Origin of the sequence: Veillonella sp. 3891, from assembly GCF_003992315.1 — a bacterium.
Lineage (GTDB): Bacteria > Bacillota > Negativicutes > Veillonellales > Veillonellaceae > F0422.
In genome coordinates, this window is the sequence record NZ_RQVE01000007.1 from 1 (window position 1) to 17,226 (window position 17,226).

A 17,226-nucleotide genomic window follows, 5' to 3' on the forward strand; every position below is an offset into this window, starting at 1 on the left:
ATGAAAGTAGTCTCCCCACAAAAAAGAAACATAAGTGGGGCTACTTTGTGGTACCTAAAATTAGCTACATCCATTGTATTTCACTTATGTTTCTTAGTATTTCATTATATTTATATTTTTATATAGCTCTTATATGAAAGAAACTGAACAGATTAATTGCTGTCCCCAAAATTTGACATAGAGCCTTTTTTCTTAAGTCGATACGCAATGTACAGAGCGCCAATCCACACTGGAATGATGTAGATGGATGTGCGCATGGAATCCATCGTCAACATAACACCTACTGCCATAGCGATGAAAGCAAAGCAGAAGTAGTTTGTGAACGGATATAAAATGGATTTGAACTTCAATTCATCTAGACGACCTTCACGGGCAAAGCGCTTGCGGAATTTAAGGTGTGTTACTGGAATGATGAACCATGCAATAATCAAGCCTGCGACGATGATTGCCAACAATTGCAAGAATACATCACTAGCACTTGGGAAGATGTATGTTAAGAATACAACAATCAAGGCTAAGGCTGCACAGAATAAGGTAGCAATTAAAGGTACCCCTGTAGCAGTTAAGTTCTTGAAGATTTTTGGCGCATCACCAGATAATGCCATGCTGTGCAAAATACGAGAATTACTGTAGAGCAAGCTATTGTATACAGATAAGGCAGCCACAACAACGACGAAGTTTAAGATATGCGCTGCTGCTGGAATGCCGATGTTTGTAAAGATTTGAACAAATGGACTCGCATGGGTACCTAGTTCGTTCCATGGAGATAATGCCATGATCACAGTCATTGTACCTACATAGAAGATCAAGATACGAGCTAATAATTCGTTAATCGCTTTTGGTAATGTTTTTTCAGGATTTTCAGCTTCCCCAGCAGTGATACCAATGAGTTCCACTCCACCAAAAGAGAACATCACTACAGCGATAGAGGCGATGAAACCATAAGCACCATTCGGGAACAATCCTCCGTGAACCCATAAATTAGAGAAGTTTTGCGGGAATGTACCCATATCTCCGAAGAAAATCAGGAAGATACCGAAAGCAATCATAGCGATGATAGCCACCACTTTAATGAGTGATGCAAAGAACTCTACTTCTCCATAAGCACGTACATTGATGAGATTAATTACAGTAACCAATGTAATACAAGCGAGGGTGGTAATCCAATGGGGAATGCCTGGTAACCAGAAATCTAAGTATACTGAAATAGCAGCCAGTTCTGCCATGCTGGCAAGCATGTATACGATCCAATAATTCCAACCAGATAAATAGCCTGCAAAAGAAGACCAATATTTACTAGCAAAATAAGTGAAAGAGCCGGACACAGGTTCACGAACTGACATTTCTCCTAACATACGCATTAAAAAGAAAATAAAGATACCGGTTAATAAATAAGAGAAAATAACACCTGGTCCTACCAGTTGAATTGTGGGAGCGGATCCGTAGAAGAGGCCTGTCCCCACAGAGGCTCCTAATGCGATCATTTGCATATGACGACTTTTCAGCCCTCGATGCAATGACGTCTTTGATTCATTGTCTTTCATACTATATAACTCCCTTTCCATGTATACTCTGAAATGACATATATCTATTAGAATACCATAAACTATAGAATTTACCTAGTAAAATTTTAGTGTAGTAGAGAAGTAACGGAGTAGGCTTGAACATTTGAGAAAGTATTCGTAACAATAGTTTTTATCATATATAGGTCTATACTATGCGTAATTTGCATATATAAATTTCAGTCTATTCAAAGGAGTTTAAAAAAATATGTAGAATTATTTAAAACAATAGACTGTTTTCGGCTGTAAAGGAGGACGATGTTCATGAAAGAATATACTAGTGATTTGATCAGAAACGTGGCGGTGGTCTCCCATGACGGGGCGGGTAAAACAGCATTAGTAGAGGCATTGTTATTGTCTTGTGGTGCTGTAGACTTTGTTGGCAAAGGTCAAGATAATAAACATATCATGGACTTTGAGCCAGAAGAAATCAAACGGAATGTTACGATCCAACTAGGTATGGCTCCTTGTGAATGGAAAGGTCATAAAATTAACTTTATCGACACACCAGGCTACTCCGAGTTCCATGGGGAAGTGCGGTCTGCTTTGCGTGCGGCAGACGGTATGCTTATGGTATTATCTGCTGGTACAGGCGTAGAAATTGATACTATTCGTGCGTGGGAGTATGGGGTAGAATTGCAAATGCCTCGTATGGCTTTCATCAATAAAATGGACGTTGAAAAAGCAGATTTTTTTGGTACTTTGGAAAAAATGCGGGAATTATTTGGCAAAGCCATCATGCCATTGCAAATTCCAATCGGTGAAGGGCCTACTTTCAAAGGTGTGGTAGACGTGGCAAAACGGACTGCTTATGTCTATGAAAACGGTAAGATGACAGAAGTGAAAGTGCCAGCGGAACTATCCGATAAAGTAGAAGAAATTCGTGAAATGACTGTGGAAGCAGCTGCAGAAGGTAATGATACATTACTAGAAAAATATTTAGACGGACAAGAATTGACCTTGGAAGAAATTCGTCAAGGTTTGCGTGAAGGCATGTTGACGGGCCGTGTATGTCCTGTTATGTGTGGTACAGCGTTGAGTCGTATTGGTATGGACCAAGTCTTAGACCGTATGATTCGCTATATGCCAGATGCCACGAAAAAAGTGATGACCGCTATCGGTGTGGACTCTAAGGAAGAGCATATCGTGGTGGCAGATAAACCGTTTACGGGTTTTGTATTTAAAACAATTCTTGACCCATTTGCGGGAAAACAAAGTTTTGTTCGTGTCTTCTCTGGGGAATTGAAAGTAGGAGATAAACTTTACAATGTGACCCGTGATGTAGAAGAAAAATGGGGAAAAATGGTAACCTTAATTGGTAAGCAACAAGTGCCAGTAGAGGTTGCAAAAGCTGGGGATATCGTGGTCATTCCTAAATTAGCAGAAACAAAAACAGGAGATACCTTTGGTACAGCGGAATTTAAAGTACAATATGCACCAATTCGATTCCCACAACCACTATATCGCGTGGCTATGGTACCTGAGAAAAAAGGGGAAGAGGAAAAATTAGCTAACGCTTTGGCACGTATTTCCGAAGAGGATCCTACTTGTGAAGTAGTGAAAGATGTAGAAGGTCGTCAAATGCAAGTGCGGTGTATGGGAGATGTGCATTTAGAACATATTTTACAAAAAATGGAACGTAAATATGGGGTTCGGGCAAAATTAGAAGAGCCATACATTCCGTATCGTGAAACCATTCGTGGTACAGTGGAAGTAGAAGGTAAACATAAAAAACAAAGTGGCGGTCATGGTCAATATGGACATGTGAAACTTGGTATTGCTCCGCTATATGAAGGAGAGTTCGAGTTTATCGATAAAATCTTTGGTGGTGCTGTGCCGCGTCAATACATTCCAGCTGTAGAAAAAGGTGTTCGTGAAACATTGGAAAAAGGGCTTTTGGCAGGATATCCGATGATTGGCATCCAAGTGACGTTATTAGATGGTTCCTATCATACAGTGGACTCCTCTGAGTTAGCTTTCAAAATGGCAGCAGCTCAAGCATTGAAAAAAGGTGTGCCTGATGCAAAACCGATTTTGTTAGAGCCAGTGTATAATGTGAATGTCATCGGTCCAGAAGAATTTATGGGCGATATTATGGGAGATTTGAATAGCCGTCGTGGTCGCGTACTCGGCATGGACCAAGGCGTGCGTGAAGGGATCACTGTGGTGAAAGCCCAAGTTCCATTGGTAGAAATGTTGGATTATGTAACAGTATTGCGCTCCATGACCCAAGGACAAGGTGTGTTTAATATGGAATTCAATGGATACGAAGAAGTGCCACATAAACAGGCGGAAACAATCATTGCACAATTTAACGATCACGAAGAGTCGTAACTTGTGATGTTATGTAGCCTGTGGCGTTCTTAACTAAATAGTGAAAGGGAAGAGCACGGTATACCCCGATTGATGACAGTCACGTTCGATTTAGTTGTATATAGATAAAATGAAGAGCACGACACATTCCTTCACAAACGGTATTTCATAATGTTTGTTCAGGAACATGTCGTGCTCTTCTAGGGTATATAGAATTATGATACATACGAACGTGACATAGGCTTAATTTTTTTTGGGACACCGTGCTCTTCTTGCGTTTTTATAATTTAGTCAGTAAAGAAACGTCACAAGGCTACTACGCATCATTGCGCTCCTCAGGGGTAGGGAAGAGCACGGCACACTCCTCCACAAACTGATCCTACAGTAGGTTTGCTCCGGAGTATGCCACGCTTGTCTGCGTTGATGTAATGACATAAAGAAAAGGACGTCACCAACATTCTACGCATCATTGCGTTCCTCAAAGAAGTTTATTTGAGAAATATTAACAATACGAGTAGTTTTATAGTATAATACTAATTGAAGAGTCATCGACGTGTTGTTGGGCTCATCTCTTCCTTGTATGGGAGGGGGTGGTACTATGAAAAAATTTAGAAAAATCTATAGATTGATTTTAATTCTAAAGTTAATAGTACAACTCATTGATTTGTTCAAATAATTAATGAGAAAGCCTAACGTAAAACGTAAGTATTGGCAGTACTTACACACGTTAGGCCATCAAATTTGCTAATTTCGAGATGAGCCTAACGCCTCGAACACGTTGGTGGCTCTTCTTTTCTTGCTTTTAGTATAGCATAGTTTATTAAATAATTAAAGCATAGTTTCTTGAGGGATATGCAATAAATCAATTTTAATTCCCTCGGATTCGAGATAATTAAAAATGAAGGCATGAGTCAGGCTGAGTGATTGGAAAAATTAAATTACTATTGAACAGATGAAGATATTATATGACAGTGAATTAATTAAAATAGATAATGATACAGTCTAATATATCCATGTTATCCTCAAAATTGTGTTTGACCTTATATGGCTATGCTAGTATAGTAACAGTAGATAGATACGATTCATGTGAGGGTGCTATGAGGATGCACGGTTCGCAGGATATAATAATAAAGGAGTACCCCATGATTTATCAAAATATTGCTATAGATTATAAACAATTTCACTATCCGCAGGCGGTGGAACGGGCTCTTGAGTTTTTGAAAGCTCATGATTTCACGACCTTTGCAGGTGGTCGATATCCCATTGAAGGTGATTTGATGTATGCCAATGTGGATATTGTGAATACACGGATCTATGAGGAGACGAAGATTGAAGGGCATAAGGATTACATGGATGTGCAATTTTTGGCGGCAGGGGAAGAGCAAATGGAGATTCTTATTCGTCAAACTTTGCCTGATGTGGTCGAGGCTTATGATGACAAGGATTGTTACTTTTATGATCCTACGCAAGGTGGTACTGTCACAATCGATGTGCGCCCTGGGGATTATTGTATTTTTTATCCTGGTGAGTTACATCGCACTTTGATTGCCCCTCATGAGGTACAACAGATTCGCAAGGTTGTTGTGAAAATCCATAAGAGTTTATTAAGTAAGTAAACATAAGCTTGGATAGTTTATGTTTGTACCATATAATTCTTTACAGACACAGACACAGACACAGACACAGACACAGACACAGACACGGATAGAAGTGCTGGAGAAAGTTTAGGATTAGATCGTATAGTTACAGTTGACATAATGATTGTAAGGTGAATTTCACTAATGACTAAGGGAGGAATTATGAACGCATATGTCATGAAAGGCATGTTGCTCATTGCATTAGGTGCTGTTTTGTGGGGCTTTTCGGGGATGTGCTCACAATTTGTGCAACAACAGCGCATGATGTCTGCAGAATGGGTGGTGGCTATGCGATTGACTATTGCCGGTGTCATTACGATAGCAGCCGCCTTTTACCAAGGAAGAGCCTCTATTTTTAAGGTCTTTTCTGACTGGAAAGATACATTACGGTTGGTGATATTTGGGGTCCTTGGTATGTGGATGTGCCAATATACTTACTTTAAAGCCATCGCCTATGCAGGGGCAGGGATTGCGACGGTCTTGCAATACGTAGGGCCAGCGCTCATCATTTTGTATATCTCGATCACACGGTTGCAGTTACCACGAGTGGCGGAGGTATGTAGTGTTGTATTGGCTACGTTAGGTACAGGCATCATCGCACTACAAGGCGTGTGGGATATTTCTGCCTTAGATGATACCCTTTTATTGTGGGGTATGTTGTCAGCGGTGGCAGTTGGTATATATACATTGCAGCCAGTGCCTTTATTGAAAAAGTATGGTACAGCTCCTATCGTGGGCTTTGGGATGCTCATTGGTGGAGCTTTTGCATGGATTGCTACACAACCAAGTTCTGAAGGGATTGTATGGGATCTATGGGCGCACGGTGGGTTCTGGAGTATTATCATCTTCGGTACAGTAGTGTCCTTTAATGCGTACCTAGAAGGGGTGCGACGTGTGGGGGCTGTAACGGGGTCTATACTTTCATCCATAGAACCTATCTCGGCAGCGGTGTTGGCGTGGTTGCTATTGGGCAATGAGTTTTCTCAGTGGGATATGATCGGCATGACTCTTATCATTGTTACAATATTTATCTTGGCATGGGATAAAGGCCGTGCTACAAGCGCATAGAATAGATGGAATATAAAAAGAAAGGCACGAGATTCTTTTTCTTGTGTGATTCAGTTGGTAAGGACAATTATAGAGGTTAATATTGTTGTAAATATGATCGCATAAAGTGATATTTCGGCATAATTAAAAGTTGACCGAATTTATAATTCGTGGTAGAACTAATAAATACAGAATGAAGGGTACAGATGCTTGTAAAAGTAGCTGTACCTTATTAGTAAGTGTGGATGTTAAGAGCATCTTAGGACCTGTATAGGGTAGATAGATACATTTCTCGAGGTTACGTGTAGGAGGAATAGATGGCACGAACGGTTGGCATGATTGGATTAGGATTGCTAGGGGCGTCCTTGGCAAAAGCATTGCGAGCATATACAACATACGATGTCATTGGCTATGCCCGACGTCAGGAAATTTGTGATATAGCGTTGGCTGATGGCTGTGTATCGCAGGCTTTCACAGAGGTGAAACCAGTGATCGAGGGCGCAGATATTGTTGTATTTGCGTTGCCACCGCAGACGAATAGCGAACTTTTTGTGAAAGTAGCTCATCATTTCCGAACAGGACAAGTGGTGACGGATGTGTCCAGTGCAAAAGATGAATTTGCTAATACTGTGTATGCGCATATTCCTGAAGGTGTGCACTTCGTATCTGTACATCCTATGGCGGGTTCTGAAAAAGGCGGTTATGAAGAATCTCATAAAGACTTATTTCAAAAAATGGGATGGATTGTCCTAGAAGATGAGAAGCAGCCAGCCTACGATGCCACAGTGGCACAGGAACTAGCTGACATGGGCCGTGCTGTGGGATCCCGTATTGAATACGTGGATATGAAACGCCACGATGGGTGCTTGGCCATGGTGAGCCATATGCCACATATGCTGGCATCCGTCATGATTACTGCTGTAGGTGGCGATGAACTAGGAGATAAACGCATGAGCTTGTCTGCCGGAGGTTTACGAGATAGCACCCGTACTGCCAGTGGTTTGCCGAGCATGTGGCAGGAGATTATCTATGGTAATCGCCATAATGTGTTAGAGGCTATTCATAAGGTGGAGCAGGAACTAGAAACGGTGAAAGCTTTACTTCAAGCCGATGACAATGGTGATGGATTGGGGCAGTATTTAACACGAGGGAAAGAAATTCGTGATCGACTACCAAGCTTGACCATAGATAAAAAATAATAGATTTGAAAGATAGCTTTGTCCCTATACTGTATGTACAGTAGGGAAATATGATATGTAACTATATGTATATAATAATAGGTGAGGCTTTCAACATAGGATATAGGCAGAGCCTGTGATATAATAACAATAGATATTTGAAAGAAATAGGCATGGTATATCCATGGGAGAGCTTTCAACACTGTATTACAAATATGGAATAGTAAGTAGTAGATATAAAAGGCAAGGATAGAAAGGGGCGATAGTATGACAGACACAGCACAAAATATTGTAGATCAAGTGCTAGAAGAAGTGCAAAATACACTAGGTGTAGGGGTGGAAAACCCTTTAGAAGTGGCGAATCAAGCCTTACAAGAAACATTGGTTGCTAGTGTAGTTCCAGAGGAATATTGGTCAGAAATTATGTCTTGGGTAGCGGAAACTGGCTTAGACTCGGTGTATTTAGATAGCCGTGACCGTGTAGGGGCTTGGTGGGCCTCCAAAGAAGTGCGCTCCATGGGGTATACCTTAAATTTTACGAAATGTGGTAAGGTGCCAAGCGAATGGTTTCCTGACGGAGACCACTGGAAAGAGGCAGAAGTGGAAGCCCGGTATCGTCTAGTGGCAGCTTGGGAATCCTTAGTAGCGAATGGTGCGTTAGAAAAGAACGAATCCCTATGAAAGTAACAAAAAGCATATCCTTATCTGTAGGGGCACTCAGTGTCCCTATCTTTATAGAATTATTTTTACAGATGTTATTGGGTAATGTAGACCAATTCATGCTTAGTCAATATGCAGAAACAGCAGTGGCAGCCGTAGCGAATGCGAATCAGATCATCAATATGATACTCTTTTTGCTGATTGTGATGAGCACGGCCACTACGATTTTAATTGCTCAATATTTAGGAGCTAAGCGTCCTGATAAAATTGATGAAGTATATACAATTAGCATTGTATTTCATACTTTATTTAGTATCGTAGCAGGAGCTGGGGTCATCGTGTTTCATGAAACCCTGTGCCAGTTGCTTGGTGTGCCGCCTGAAATTTTGGAAGAAACTAGCTTGTACATGAACATCGTGGCAGCCAGCATTCCTATTACAGGGATTTATACGACCTATGTAGCGATGTTCCGGGGACATTCCATGCCACGTATTGCCATGTGGATTGCTCTCGTCATGAATGTGGTCCATATTATCTTGAACTATGCACTTATTTACGGTTGGGGGCCAATCCCAAGCATGGGCGTACTAGGGGTATCCTTGTCGACGGTCATTAGCAAGGCGTTGGGACTAGGTCTTATCATCTGGTGCCATCAATCCTTATTGAGTGCTCGTCTGAAAGTGGACTATTTGCGCCCATTCCGTTGGGACACATTACGACAATTGCTGTTTATCTCGGTTCCATCAGGTGGGGAAACTTTGTCGTACCAACTGTCACAGACAGTGATTATGAAAATGGTGAACCTCATGGGTCTCGTGGTAATTACAACGAAAGTATACGTGTATATCATCGCTACCTTCTGCTATATGTACACCATTGCCTTGGCTAATGCAGCACAAATCGTGGTAGGATTCCTCATGGGAGCTAAACGAGAAGAAGAGGTATCTCGTCGTGTGTGGCTTACAACGGCAGTAGGCGTTTCCATTGGTGTGGGATTAAGTACCTTCTTTTACTTTGCTTGTGAACCGGTGATGCGCCTTGTGACGGATAATCAGGAGATTATAGATTTGGCGAAAGCCGTTTTGTTCATCGAGATATTCTTGGAAATTGGACGTGGCGCTAACATTGTGTTGGTGCAATGCTTGCAAGCGGCGGGAGACATTCGCATTCCCGTGTTTGTAGGTGTCTTTGGCATGTGGATGTTCGCTGTGACCTTATCCTATTACTTTGGTATCGTCTTGGGATGGGGACTTGTAGGTGTGTGGATCGCTATGGCTGTCGATGAGATCATACGAGCAATCATATTCGTGTGGCGGTGGCAGTCAGGAAAATGGAGAGGTCGTTCGCTCATATCGGTTTAAATTCCATATCGTGAAAGTGTGGGGAGGAGCCCCCATGTATTCCGCAAAAACTGCCCTACGCGAAAGTTTTTGATAGAACACATGGGGGCTCCTTTGCGTTTATCGAAAGAGGAATTTAAAGCGCTCTGGGCGGGGGCTCCCTAGAGGGAAAGAATGCGATTTTTAGCCCCCATGCAGGCCCCGAAAACTGCCCTACGTGAAAGTTTTTGACGAAACACACGGGGGCTTCTTTGCGCTTATTAGAGGAGGGAATTTAAATCGCTCTGAGTGGGGGCTCCCCAGGGGGAAGGAATGTGATGGTCGCCCTAAGGGAGATTGGTGCTCTATAAAAGTGTGATATACTGTAGGTATAAATGAGAATTGCGGCTGAGGGTTCTCTGGTAGGTTTATTCTCATAGATAAGTGAATAACGCTAAGGACAAAGTTGACAGTATGGAGGTGTTTTTATGTTTAAAGATATCAATTATTGTGACATAGTTAATGAGATGCTATATCCTTCAGAAGAAGAGTTGATAATAGACGAACAACGTATTCTTAAGGCAAGACATGCATTACACCAAGAGCCGATATACGATCATGAAGAAGTTTGGAAAGAGCTAGGTATCTAGTGTTTGCGGTTAAGTTTTCAAAAGTAAATTAAAAAATTAGACCCATCCATAGCAAGGATGATAAAACATGGGGGGTAGTACATAGACGTGAGGTTTACAAAAACAAATAACATCTTTTCCCCGCTTATTTTCCTACGGTCTGTTTCAATTTTTATATCTTCATATCAAGCGTATACTCCTGAGCCAACATATGCCCCATAAAAACTTTCGCGAAGGGCAGTTTTTATGGGGCATATGTTGGCGATTAAAGTACAAGATAGAAAATATAAAAATTGAAACTGATCAAAAAATACTTTATAATGGAATCAACTTGGCATAGTCTAGGGCTATGCTTTTTTGTATTCTTATGATGGGTTTCACATAGGAGGACGTATGAGTTTATATGAAAGTACATTGGCACGGATTGTGCCACGGAATAAAGAGATTGAACGAGCAATTGGGGAACAATGGAGTAAGGGGACTCCATATGGTTCGTATGGTAAGTTAGCGACGATGGTAGAGCATTATGCGGCAGCTACAAATCAAGTAAATCCAACTTCTCCTAAACCATGTATGATTATCGCCTGTGGAGATCATGGGGTGGCGAAGATTGGTGTCAGTGCCTATCCTCAAGAGGTAACGGTGCATATGACCACGAACTACTTGATTCCGAAAGGAGCAGCTGCCAATGCGTTGGCCAATTATTGTGGCGCTCAAATTGAGGTCATCGATGTAGGGGTTGCCGCAGATATGTCCAACGTGCCAGGCTTACACCATCGCAAGGTGATGGCAGGCGGTACGAATAATATGTTAGAAGAGCCCGCTATGCCTATGGACAAAGCTATTGAAGCGGTAGAGGTAGGTATTGCTTTTGTAGAAGAAAAGGTGAAAGAAGGATTCAACACCTTCCTTGTAGGAGAAATGGGTATCGGTAATACTACGTCTAGTGCGATTATCACAGCGAAATTCTCGGGACTTTCAGCGGAACAAGCAACGGGACGAGGAACGAATATTTCTGACGAACGATTGAAAGTGAAACAGAAGGTCGTTTACGATGCCTTGGTAAAATATGCAGACATTCCAGCCACGGACGGATTGGGTATTTTGTCTGCTGTAGGGGGATTGGAATTCGCTTGCCTAGTAGGGGTCATCTTAGGGGCAGCGGCGAATCATGCGTTGGTAGTTATCGATGGATTCAATACTACCGCCTGTGCTTTGATTGCTCATGCTATGAATCCGCACACCATGGATTATGTGATGGCATCTCATTTGTCGGCTGAAAAAGCTCATAAAGATGCGTTGAAAACATTGGGCTTAGAGGCCTATGTAGACCTTGGATTCTGCTTGGGTGAGGCCACAGGGGGATCTATGCAAATGCAAATGTTGAACTTAGCCGTAGACATGTTCCACGAAGTTGCAGGAGGTGAGCACCATGCGTAATTTTGTCATCGAACCATTGCACAAACCATCCATGGAGGAATGCCGTTTGCGCATCGATAACCTAACAAAACCATTGTATTCCTTGGCGCGCTTAGAAGGGATTACGGAGCGTATGGCAGGGATTCTGAAAGAAGAAAAACCTAACAATCTTCGTCATGCTGTTGTTATCGTAGGCGCCGACATCGCTGTGGATGGTCCACAAAATCAAACTCATGGTGTGGAAAGTTTGAAAGCTATGGAGCGATTAGCTTCTGGTCATTCAGCGACACATGGGGCAGCTAAGAAAATTGGTGCAGATGTATTCTTAGTGGACGCAGGCTTAGAATTAGATACGAGCCATATCGAAGGTGTACGACAACATAAATTAGCGAAAGGGTCTAAGTTCTTCCGCATGCATGCGGCTTTGACTCCTGACATCGTAGAACAAGGCTTAGAAGTGGGTTTTGCTTTAGCTGATGAATTGAGTGAAAAGGGTTACCAAACCATCGGTATCGGTACTGTTGGTGAAAGAAGCTTACTTTCAGCATTGGCGGTCACAGCAGGAATCACAGGCTATCCAATGGCAGAATTATTGACAGAGAATAATTGCACCTTGAGTATCCAAGAAAAAGCAAAACAGTTGACCGCTAGTTTAGCAGAACATCAATTGCCTAGCAAAGATGGAGCCCATGTGTTAGCCACCGTAGGATCTCCAGACGTGGTGGTCTTAACAGGGCTGATCCTAGGGGCGGCAAGCCATCGAATGGCGGTGGTCTTCGATACAGCGGAAACAGGCGCAGCCGTACTCGCTGCGAAATGTATCAACGAAGCGGTCATGGATTACGTGTTCCCATCTGTTCATATGGGAGAACCGGTGCAAAAAGCGCAAATGAAATACTTAGGTATTCAGCCACATCTATTCTACGGCTTTGAAATGGATGAAGCCTTAGGTTCTACTATGGGGCTATCGGTTCTGGATGCGGGTATGCATATGTTGAATGATATGAAAACATTCGGTGAAGCTAGCGTAAACGTAGCCGTCGATGGACCAGGATCTGAACGACAAGACGGACGGTAATACGTATTAATTATGTGGTATAATATAGAAAAGGAGGGTATAGTATGAAAACATTCAATGAGATTCGTAACTTAATTACTCCAGTTCTAGAACTATATCACGTGAAATCGGCCTATGTATTTGGTTCGTATGCTCGTGGTGAAGCTAATGAAACTAGTGATGTAGATTTGTTTGTAGTTTTTGATAATGATGAGATTAGTTTATTTGAAGTCGGCGGTCTTTTAGAAACGTTGAAAGAAGTGTTACAAATGAATGTAGACTTACTCACTGATGGGAATAAATTAACTAAACGCTTTCAAAAAAATCTTTTTAGAGATATGATTCATATCTATGGTGATATCTATGAAGAACAAAGATATATTAGTTGATACATTAGATCTAATGGATAGGTTAGACACGTCTGTCAGATTATATAAAATCCATGATATGGAAGACTTTTTGTTTAGAGATGAATTAGAGCAAGATGGTTTAGCTTATAAGATTCAAGCCATTGCAGAGACTTTAGGGAAGGTCTCTGACGACTTTAAAGATAGACATACTGAAATTCCATGGAAGAACATAAAAGGGATGCGAAATCAGCTATCTCATAATTATGGGCAAAATAATTATAGACTTATTTGGGTTACTTATAAGGAAAAGCTGCCAGAATTAAGGAATCAATTGATATCTATATTGAAAGAAGAATATGGATATCTACACTCGTAGTGTATTTGTAACAAACAATACCAAAGGTTGTAGCGAAATATACAGGCCATATTTTGCTACAACTTTTTTTGTACGACGGATGATACATAGATATTTCTTATGTTTGTAATGGGGAATCACGACCATAGATAGGTATTTTGTCTTATTACAATGGGAACTATCGTAGGTCGTGCCTAGAGAAAAATATTTTTAAAAACTTGTTGACAACTATCTGAATTTTTTGGTATTATAAGTGAGCAGTCGCAAGAAAGAAAAACATGGATTGCATACATGCGGAAATAGCTCAGCGGTAGAGCACCGCCTTGCCAAGGCGGGGGTCGCGAGTTCGAATCTCGTTTTCCGCTCCAGTTTGTTCATTCCTCGATAGCTCAGCAGGTAGAGCAATCGGCTGTTAACCGATCGGTCGTAGGTTCGAGTCCTACTCGAGGAGCCAACTTACTTTCGGTTAGTACACTATCATGACCCACTAGCTCAGTTGGCAGAGCACCTGACTTTTAATCAGGGTGTCCCGCGTTCGAGTCGCGGGTGGGTCACCACTTACACAACATGGCCCGTTGGTCAAGCGGTTAAGACACCGCCCTTTCACGGCGGTATCGGGGGTTCGATTCCCCCACGGGTCACCATATGGACGATTAGCTCAGCTGGGAGAGCGCCTGCCTTACAAGCAGGATGTCGGCAGTTCGATCCTGTCATCGTCCACCACACTAGGAACTATCTTCGGATAGTTCCTTTTTTTAATAGATTAGAACACTTTCAAATCTCAACGTAAATAGGTATAATAAAAGAAGTACACATACTTTTATGAATTGGAGGATTCCCATGGACGGATTGATACAACTTTCATTACAATATGGACCTTACGTGGTCGTGGTAGGCGTGGTATTGTTATTTTTACTATGTTGCTATTTCTTATTCCGAGATGGTAAAAGTAACCAGAAACACATAGAACAACAGATGCCGAATTATGAAGAGTATTACGAAGAGCGGAGACGGAACTTTCAGAATCCTTACGCTGTGAAAGAAGAATCTGAGACAGATGATACTATTTGGGAAGAAATGAACCCTAGCGATTACACCATGCCGTTGCCAGCAGTGGATGCGACGGATTGGAACGAATCCCAAGGTATTGTATCCAAAGAATTAGTGAGTGCCGTTAGTGAGCAACCACTAGAGGAAGCGGACGATGCCACACGGATTATGCCGAAGATTACAGAAGAGTTAGTCAGAGAAGAACAAACTCTAGAAGAACCAACGGTAGAAACATTTGCCACAACAGAACCATCTACGATTGTAGACAAAGCGGTAGCACAATACGTGGCAGCTTTTGGCATCTTAAATCCAAAATCAGAAGCGGCGGCGAAGTACATCACAGAATATGTATTCTCGCAATTAGGAACTGAATCGGAAGAAGAAATCACTACATTATTGGAAAATATTGCTGTTCAAGAAGCGTTATTACAAGTGCAAAAAGCGTACGTAACGAACCCAACAGAGTGGTTACGAGACGTGCTAGCAGATGCCTTCCGAGATGTGGTGAAACGGCCGCAATCCAGTACTTGGTACTTGGTGGCAGTGGATGCATTGAAATGCTTGGTGAATATGCAAAAAGGTCATTTACAAGCCTTGGCATTAGCTTTGATCGTGCAATATTCTAAAAATTCCAATAACTATTCATTAGAGAATTTTCAACATTATGTGGAGAAATATTTAGAACCACTACTCAGTGAATTGCCAACTCGTGAAGACATGTACCAACAATTAGAATACTTGCGTTGTACTTCGTCCACAGGGGAAGTGCGGTTTGAACAAATTTTGCGCAACTCCTATCCGTTGGTGTTCGATTACCGTGGCTTTACCATGGAAGAATTAGAATATGTCATGCAAAATGCGCCAGTACGCACATCCATTACCGTACCGAGCCTTAACTCGAATTTGCTAAAATTATCGGCTGTAGATGAATACATGTTGCCAAGCTTATTCCAACGAGCAGGTGTCACTGATCAAGACACACAACAGGCGTTGACAGGGCTAGCCTTCAGCCGCGCCTTCGATTGGGACAACACATCCTTTGAAGACGTGCTAGAACATATCTCTCCAGTCTTGCTAGACTTATGCCAAACATACAATCGCATCCCATTGTGCCGCTTGAACCTAACCTTGTTAGGATTATACCTAGGACGCAGTATGGTGAAAGCAACTATTCACGAGGACTTTGACATCTCTCCGTGGTTTAGCTAATAACAAAATAATACAGTAAAACAGGTTCACCCAATACAGATATAAGGTCTGGTTGGGTGAATTTTTTTCGTCTTGACACTCCCTAGGGGGAACCCTATAATGACAGTATAGGACGAGGTCAGTACGCAAGAGTAGGCTGACCATTTTTAATAAGGGCATGAAGATGAATCGATATATAGACACGGGTGTTGATACAAACACCCGAGAGTTTAAAGAACTGGAGTTTGCTGTGTTCTGCATAGAGAATGTAGCAAAAGAACTATCCGTAGATGGAACCATGGCTTATGACATGCTAGCCGTACAAACAGATATACTGCAACAATATATCATCCCTTGCTATGACGTGCTGCATACGCAGGGAAAGGAATACATTGTAAATGATTTGATAGACATGCTGAAAGCGAAGGGGGTTAGTCTATGAAGGTATATCATGGATCCTATGTAGCGGTGCCTCAACCTGACTTAACACATTCTCGAGAGAATGTAGATTTTGGAAAGGGCTTTTACACAACGCCTATCTATGAGCAAGCTGAACAATGGGCGAAGCGTTTTCGTAAACAGAATAAGACTGGGATTGTGTCTGAATATTCCTTTGATGATAGTTCCCTTTCAGATGTAAAGGCGTTAATATTTGAAAGCTATTCAGAAGAGTGGTTAGATTTTATTTTGCAATGTCGTACCTGCAAAGATGCAACAGATTACGATATAGTGATAGGTGGCGTTGCCAATGATCGAGTGTTTAATACGGTGGAACTCTATTTTGATGGATTGATTGATAAAGCAGAAGCGATCAAACGATTGATGTATGAAGAGACCAATTTACAAATTACGTTTAGGACGGAAGCAGCGTTGTCGAAGTTGGTATTTGAAAGAAGTGTGGAAGTATGAGAGCGCATCCAGTATTGCTGCAGAAAAAGTATGCTAGAATTATAGCTTTGTTGGCTGAAAGGTTATCGATTACAACTATACGGGCTTTGGAACTGTTTTATCATTCGGATATCTATGAATTGATGCGAGAAGGAGTCGCAGATATGCATTGTAGGTCTGACTTGTATTTGGTGGATGAAATCGTCGATGAGATGCAAGGTGTAAAGATATTATAATAGTGAGTGAAAGAAGTTCACCCAATACAGATATGAGGTCTGGTTGGGTGAACTTTTTTGTTATAGTCTTGTTTACAATTGTCGACTTATTCAACTGTTTTTCTTATAATTATCATAAGTTTTATTAATAAATGGGGGGGGTAAAACGAAGTAACATGAAGAGAAGATGAAGAGCTTTATATTTCTTCATCTTCTCTTCATGAAATCTAGTAAATAACGGAATTACAATTCAACAATTTGAAGTTTTATACTATTTTTTGTTCTAAAAAGGCTGTTAAACTCTAGTGTTTTAGTGTATAATAAAAATTAATGATTAAAATATTTTTACTAGATTATGC

16 protein-coding genes and 5 tRNA genes are annotated in these 17,226 nt (G+C 41.5%); 20 read left to right on the forward strand and 1 reads right to left on the reverse strand.

The annotated features are described in order from the left end of the window. Positions 1–152: 152 nt before the first annotated feature. Positions 153–1,544 carry an amino acid permease gene (locus EO118_RS04880; protein ID WP_127068900.1) on the reverse strand — a complete coding sequence of 464 codons (1,392 nt, stop codon included), beginning with the start codon at positions 1,542–1,544 and terminating at the stop codon, positions 153–155. Between the two features lie 282 nt (positions 1,545–1,826). Here EO118_RS04880 and fusA point away from each other — a divergent pair, with 282 nt between their 5' ends. From fusA to EO118_RS04975, 20 genes are all read left to right on the forward strand, one after another. Continuing rightward, positions 1,827–3,896, forward strand: coding sequence for an elongation factor G (fusA, locus tag EO118_RS04885; protein ID WP_127068901.1), 2,070 nt, complete (start codon positions 1,827–1,829; stop codon positions 3,894–3,896). Between the two features lie 1,121 nt (positions 3,897–5,017). After that, positions 5,018–5,491: a YhcH/YjgK/YiaL family protein gene (locus EO118_RS04890; protein WP_164723869.1), complete on the forward strand. Its 474-nt coding sequence runs from the start codon at positions 5,018–5,020 to the stop codon at positions 5,489–5,491. A 183-nt stretch (positions 5,492–5,674) separates the two neighbouring features. Next, complete coding sequence (locus tag EO118_RS04895; RefSeq protein WP_127068903.1) at positions 5,675–6,580, forward strand: DMT family transporter; 906 nt, start codon at positions 5,675–5,677, stop codon at positions 6,578–6,580. A gap of 296 nt (positions 6,581–6,876) precedes the next feature. Beyond that, the gene (locus tag EO118_RS04900; RefSeq protein WP_127068904.1) at positions 6,877–7,758 is read left to right on the forward strand and encodes a prephenate dehydrogenase/arogenate dehydrogenase family protein; all 882 of its coding nucleotides are present in this window, start codon (positions 6,877–6,879) and stop codon (positions 7,756–7,758) included. A gap of 246 nt (positions 7,759–8,004) precedes the next feature. Beyond that, entirely contained in the window at positions 8,005–8,418 is a 414-nt protein-coding gene (locus EO118_RS04905) for a hypothetical protein (protein WP_127068905.1), read from the forward strand. Continuing rightward, positions 8,415–9,758 (forward strand): MATE family efflux transporter, encoded by a 1,344-nt coding sequence (locus tag EO118_RS04910; RefSeq protein WP_127068906.1) that lies wholly within the window; start codon positions 8,415–8,417, stop codon positions 9,756–9,758. Before EO118_RS04905 ends, EO118_RS04910 begins: the two co-directional genes overlap by 4 nt. 446 nt (positions 9,759–10,204) lie before the next feature. Further along, positions 10,205–10,366, forward strand: coding sequence for a hypothetical protein (locus EO118_RS08620; RefSeq protein ID WP_164723870.1), 162 nt, complete (start codon positions 10,205–10,207; stop codon positions 10,364–10,366). Between the two features lie 372 nt (positions 10,367–10,738). Continuing rightward, on the forward strand, positions 10,739–11,785 hold the full coding sequence (gene cobT, locus EO118_RS04915; RefSeq protein ID WP_127068907.1) for a nicotinate-nucleotide--dimethylbenzimidazole phosphoribosyltransferase: 1,047 nt from the start codon (positions 10,739–10,741) through the stop codon (positions 11,783–11,785). Next, positions 11,778–12,842 carry a nicotinate-nucleotide--dimethylbenzimidazole phosphoribosyltransferase gene (locus tag EO118_RS04920; protein ID WP_127068908.1) on the forward strand — a complete coding sequence of 355 codons (1,065 nt, stop codon included), beginning with the start codon at positions 11,778–11,780 and terminating at the stop codon, positions 12,840–12,842. Before cobT ends, EO118_RS04920 begins: the two co-directional genes overlap by 8 nt. Positions 12,843–12,886: 44 nt before the next feature. Then, positions 12,887–13,210 (forward strand): nucleotidyltransferase family protein, encoded by a 324-nt coding sequence (locus EO118_RS04925; protein ID WP_127068909.1) that lies wholly within the window; start codon positions 12,887–12,889, stop codon positions 13,208–13,210. Next, entirely contained in the window at positions 13,185–13,547 is a 363-nt protein-coding gene (locus tag EO118_RS04930; protein WP_164723871.1) for a DUF86 domain-containing protein, read from the forward strand. Before EO118_RS04925 ends, EO118_RS04930 begins: the two co-directional genes overlap by 26 nt. A 272-nt stretch (positions 13,548–13,819) precedes the next feature. After that, positions 13,820–13,894 (forward strand) — tRNA-Gly (locus tag EO118_RS04935). A 10-nt stretch (positions 13,895–13,904) separates the two neighbouring features. Further along, positions 13,905–13,980 (forward strand) — tRNA-Asn (locus EO118_RS04940). Between the two features lie 27 nt (positions 13,981–14,007). Continuing rightward, a tRNA-Lys gene (locus EO118_RS04945) sits at positions 14,008–14,083 on the forward strand. A gap of 12 nt (positions 14,084–14,095) precedes the next feature. Next, a tRNA-Glu gene (locus EO118_RS04950) sits at positions 14,096–14,170 on the forward strand. Positions 14,171–14,173: 3 nt separating this feature from the next. Next, positions 14,174–14,249, forward strand: a tRNA-Val gene (locus tag EO118_RS04955). 117 nt (positions 14,250–14,366) lie between these two features. Further along, a complete protein-coding gene (locus EO118_RS04960; RefSeq protein WP_127068911.1) occupies positions 14,367–15,785 on the forward strand; it encodes an LPO_1073/Vpar_1526 family protein in 1,419 nt (472 codons plus the stop codon). A 163-nt stretch (positions 15,786–15,948) separates the two neighbouring features. Then, positions 15,949–16,206, forward strand: coding sequence for a DUF3791 domain-containing protein (locus tag EO118_RS04965; protein ID WP_127068912.1), 258 nt, complete (start codon positions 15,949–15,951; stop codon positions 16,204–16,206). After that, a complete protein-coding gene (locus EO118_RS04970) occupies positions 16,203–16,673 on the forward strand; it encodes a DUF3990 domain-containing protein (RefSeq protein WP_127068913.1) in 471 nt (156 codons plus the stop codon). The genes EO118_RS04965 and EO118_RS04970 overlap by 4 nt, the downstream gene beginning before the upstream one ends. Next, a complete protein-coding gene (locus tag EO118_RS04975) occupies positions 16,670–16,888 on the forward strand; it encodes a DUF3791 domain-containing protein (RefSeq protein WP_127068914.1) in 219 nt (72 codons plus the stop codon). Before EO118_RS04970 ends, EO118_RS04975 begins: the two co-directional genes overlap by 4 nt. Positions 16,889–17,226: the final 338 nt, after the last annotated feature.

What these genes read in the sequence shown, in the direction of transcription:
- EO118_RS04880 (WP_127068900.1), bottom strand. Translation starts at nt 1,544, where the DNA reads ATGAAAGACAATGAATCAAAGACGTCATTGCATCGAGGGCTGAAAAGT.
- fusA (WP_127068901.1), top strand. Translation starts at nt 1,827, where the DNA reads ATGAAAGAATATACTAGTGATTTGATCAGAAACGTGGCGGTGGTCTCC.
- EO118_RS04890 (WP_164723869.1), top strand. Translation starts at nt 5,018, where the DNA reads ATGATTTATCAAAATATTGCTATAGATTATAAACAATTTCACTATCCG.
- EO118_RS04895 (WP_127068903.1), top strand. Translation starts at nt 5,675, where the DNA reads ATGAACGCATATGTCATGAAAGGCATGTTGCTCATTGCATTAGGTGCT.
- EO118_RS04900 (WP_127068904.1), top strand. Translation starts at nt 6,877, where the DNA reads ATGGCACGAACGGTTGGCATGATTGGATTAGGATTGCTAGGGGCGTCC.
- EO118_RS04905 (WP_127068905.1), top strand. Translation starts at nt 8,005, where the DNA reads ATGACAGACACAGCACAAAATATTGTAGATCAAGTGCTAGAAGAAGTG.
- EO118_RS04910 (WP_127068906.1), top strand. Translation starts at nt 8,415, where the DNA reads ATGAAAGTAACAAAAAGCATATCCTTATCTGTAGGGGCACTCAGTGTC.
- EO118_RS08620 (WP_164723870.1), top strand. Translation starts at nt 10,205, where the DNA reads ATGTTTAAAGATATCAATTATTGTGACATAGTTAATGAGATGCTATAT.
- cobT (WP_127068907.1), top strand. Translation starts at nt 10,739, where the DNA reads ATGAGTTTATATGAAAGTACATTGGCACGGATTGTGCCACGGAATAAA.
- EO118_RS04920 (WP_127068908.1), top strand. Translation starts at nt 11,778, where the DNA reads ATGCGTAATTTTGTCATCGAACCATTGCACAAACCATCCATGGAGGAA.
- EO118_RS04925 (WP_127068909.1), top strand. Translation starts at nt 12,887, where the DNA reads ATGAAAACATTCAATGAGATTCGTAACTTAATTACTCCAGTTCTAGAA.
- EO118_RS04930 (WP_164723871.1), top strand. Translation starts at nt 13,185, where the DNA reads ATGAAGAACAAAGATATATTAGTTGATACATTAGATCTAATGGATAGG.
- EO118_RS04960 (WP_127068911.1), top strand. Translation starts at nt 14,367, where the DNA reads ATGGACGGATTGATACAACTTTCATTACAATATGGACCTTACGTGGTC.
- EO118_RS04965 (WP_127068912.1), top strand. Translation starts at nt 15,949, where the DNA reads ATGAATCGATATATAGACACGGGTGTTGATACAAACACCCGAGAGTTT.
- EO118_RS04970 (WP_127068913.1), top strand. Translation starts at nt 16,203, where the DNA reads ATGAAGGTATATCATGGATCCTATGTAGCGGTGCCTCAACCTGACTTA.
- EO118_RS04975 (WP_127068914.1), top strand. Translation starts at nt 16,670, where the DNA reads ATGAGAGCGCATCCAGTATTGCTGCAGAAAAAGTATGCTAGAATTATA.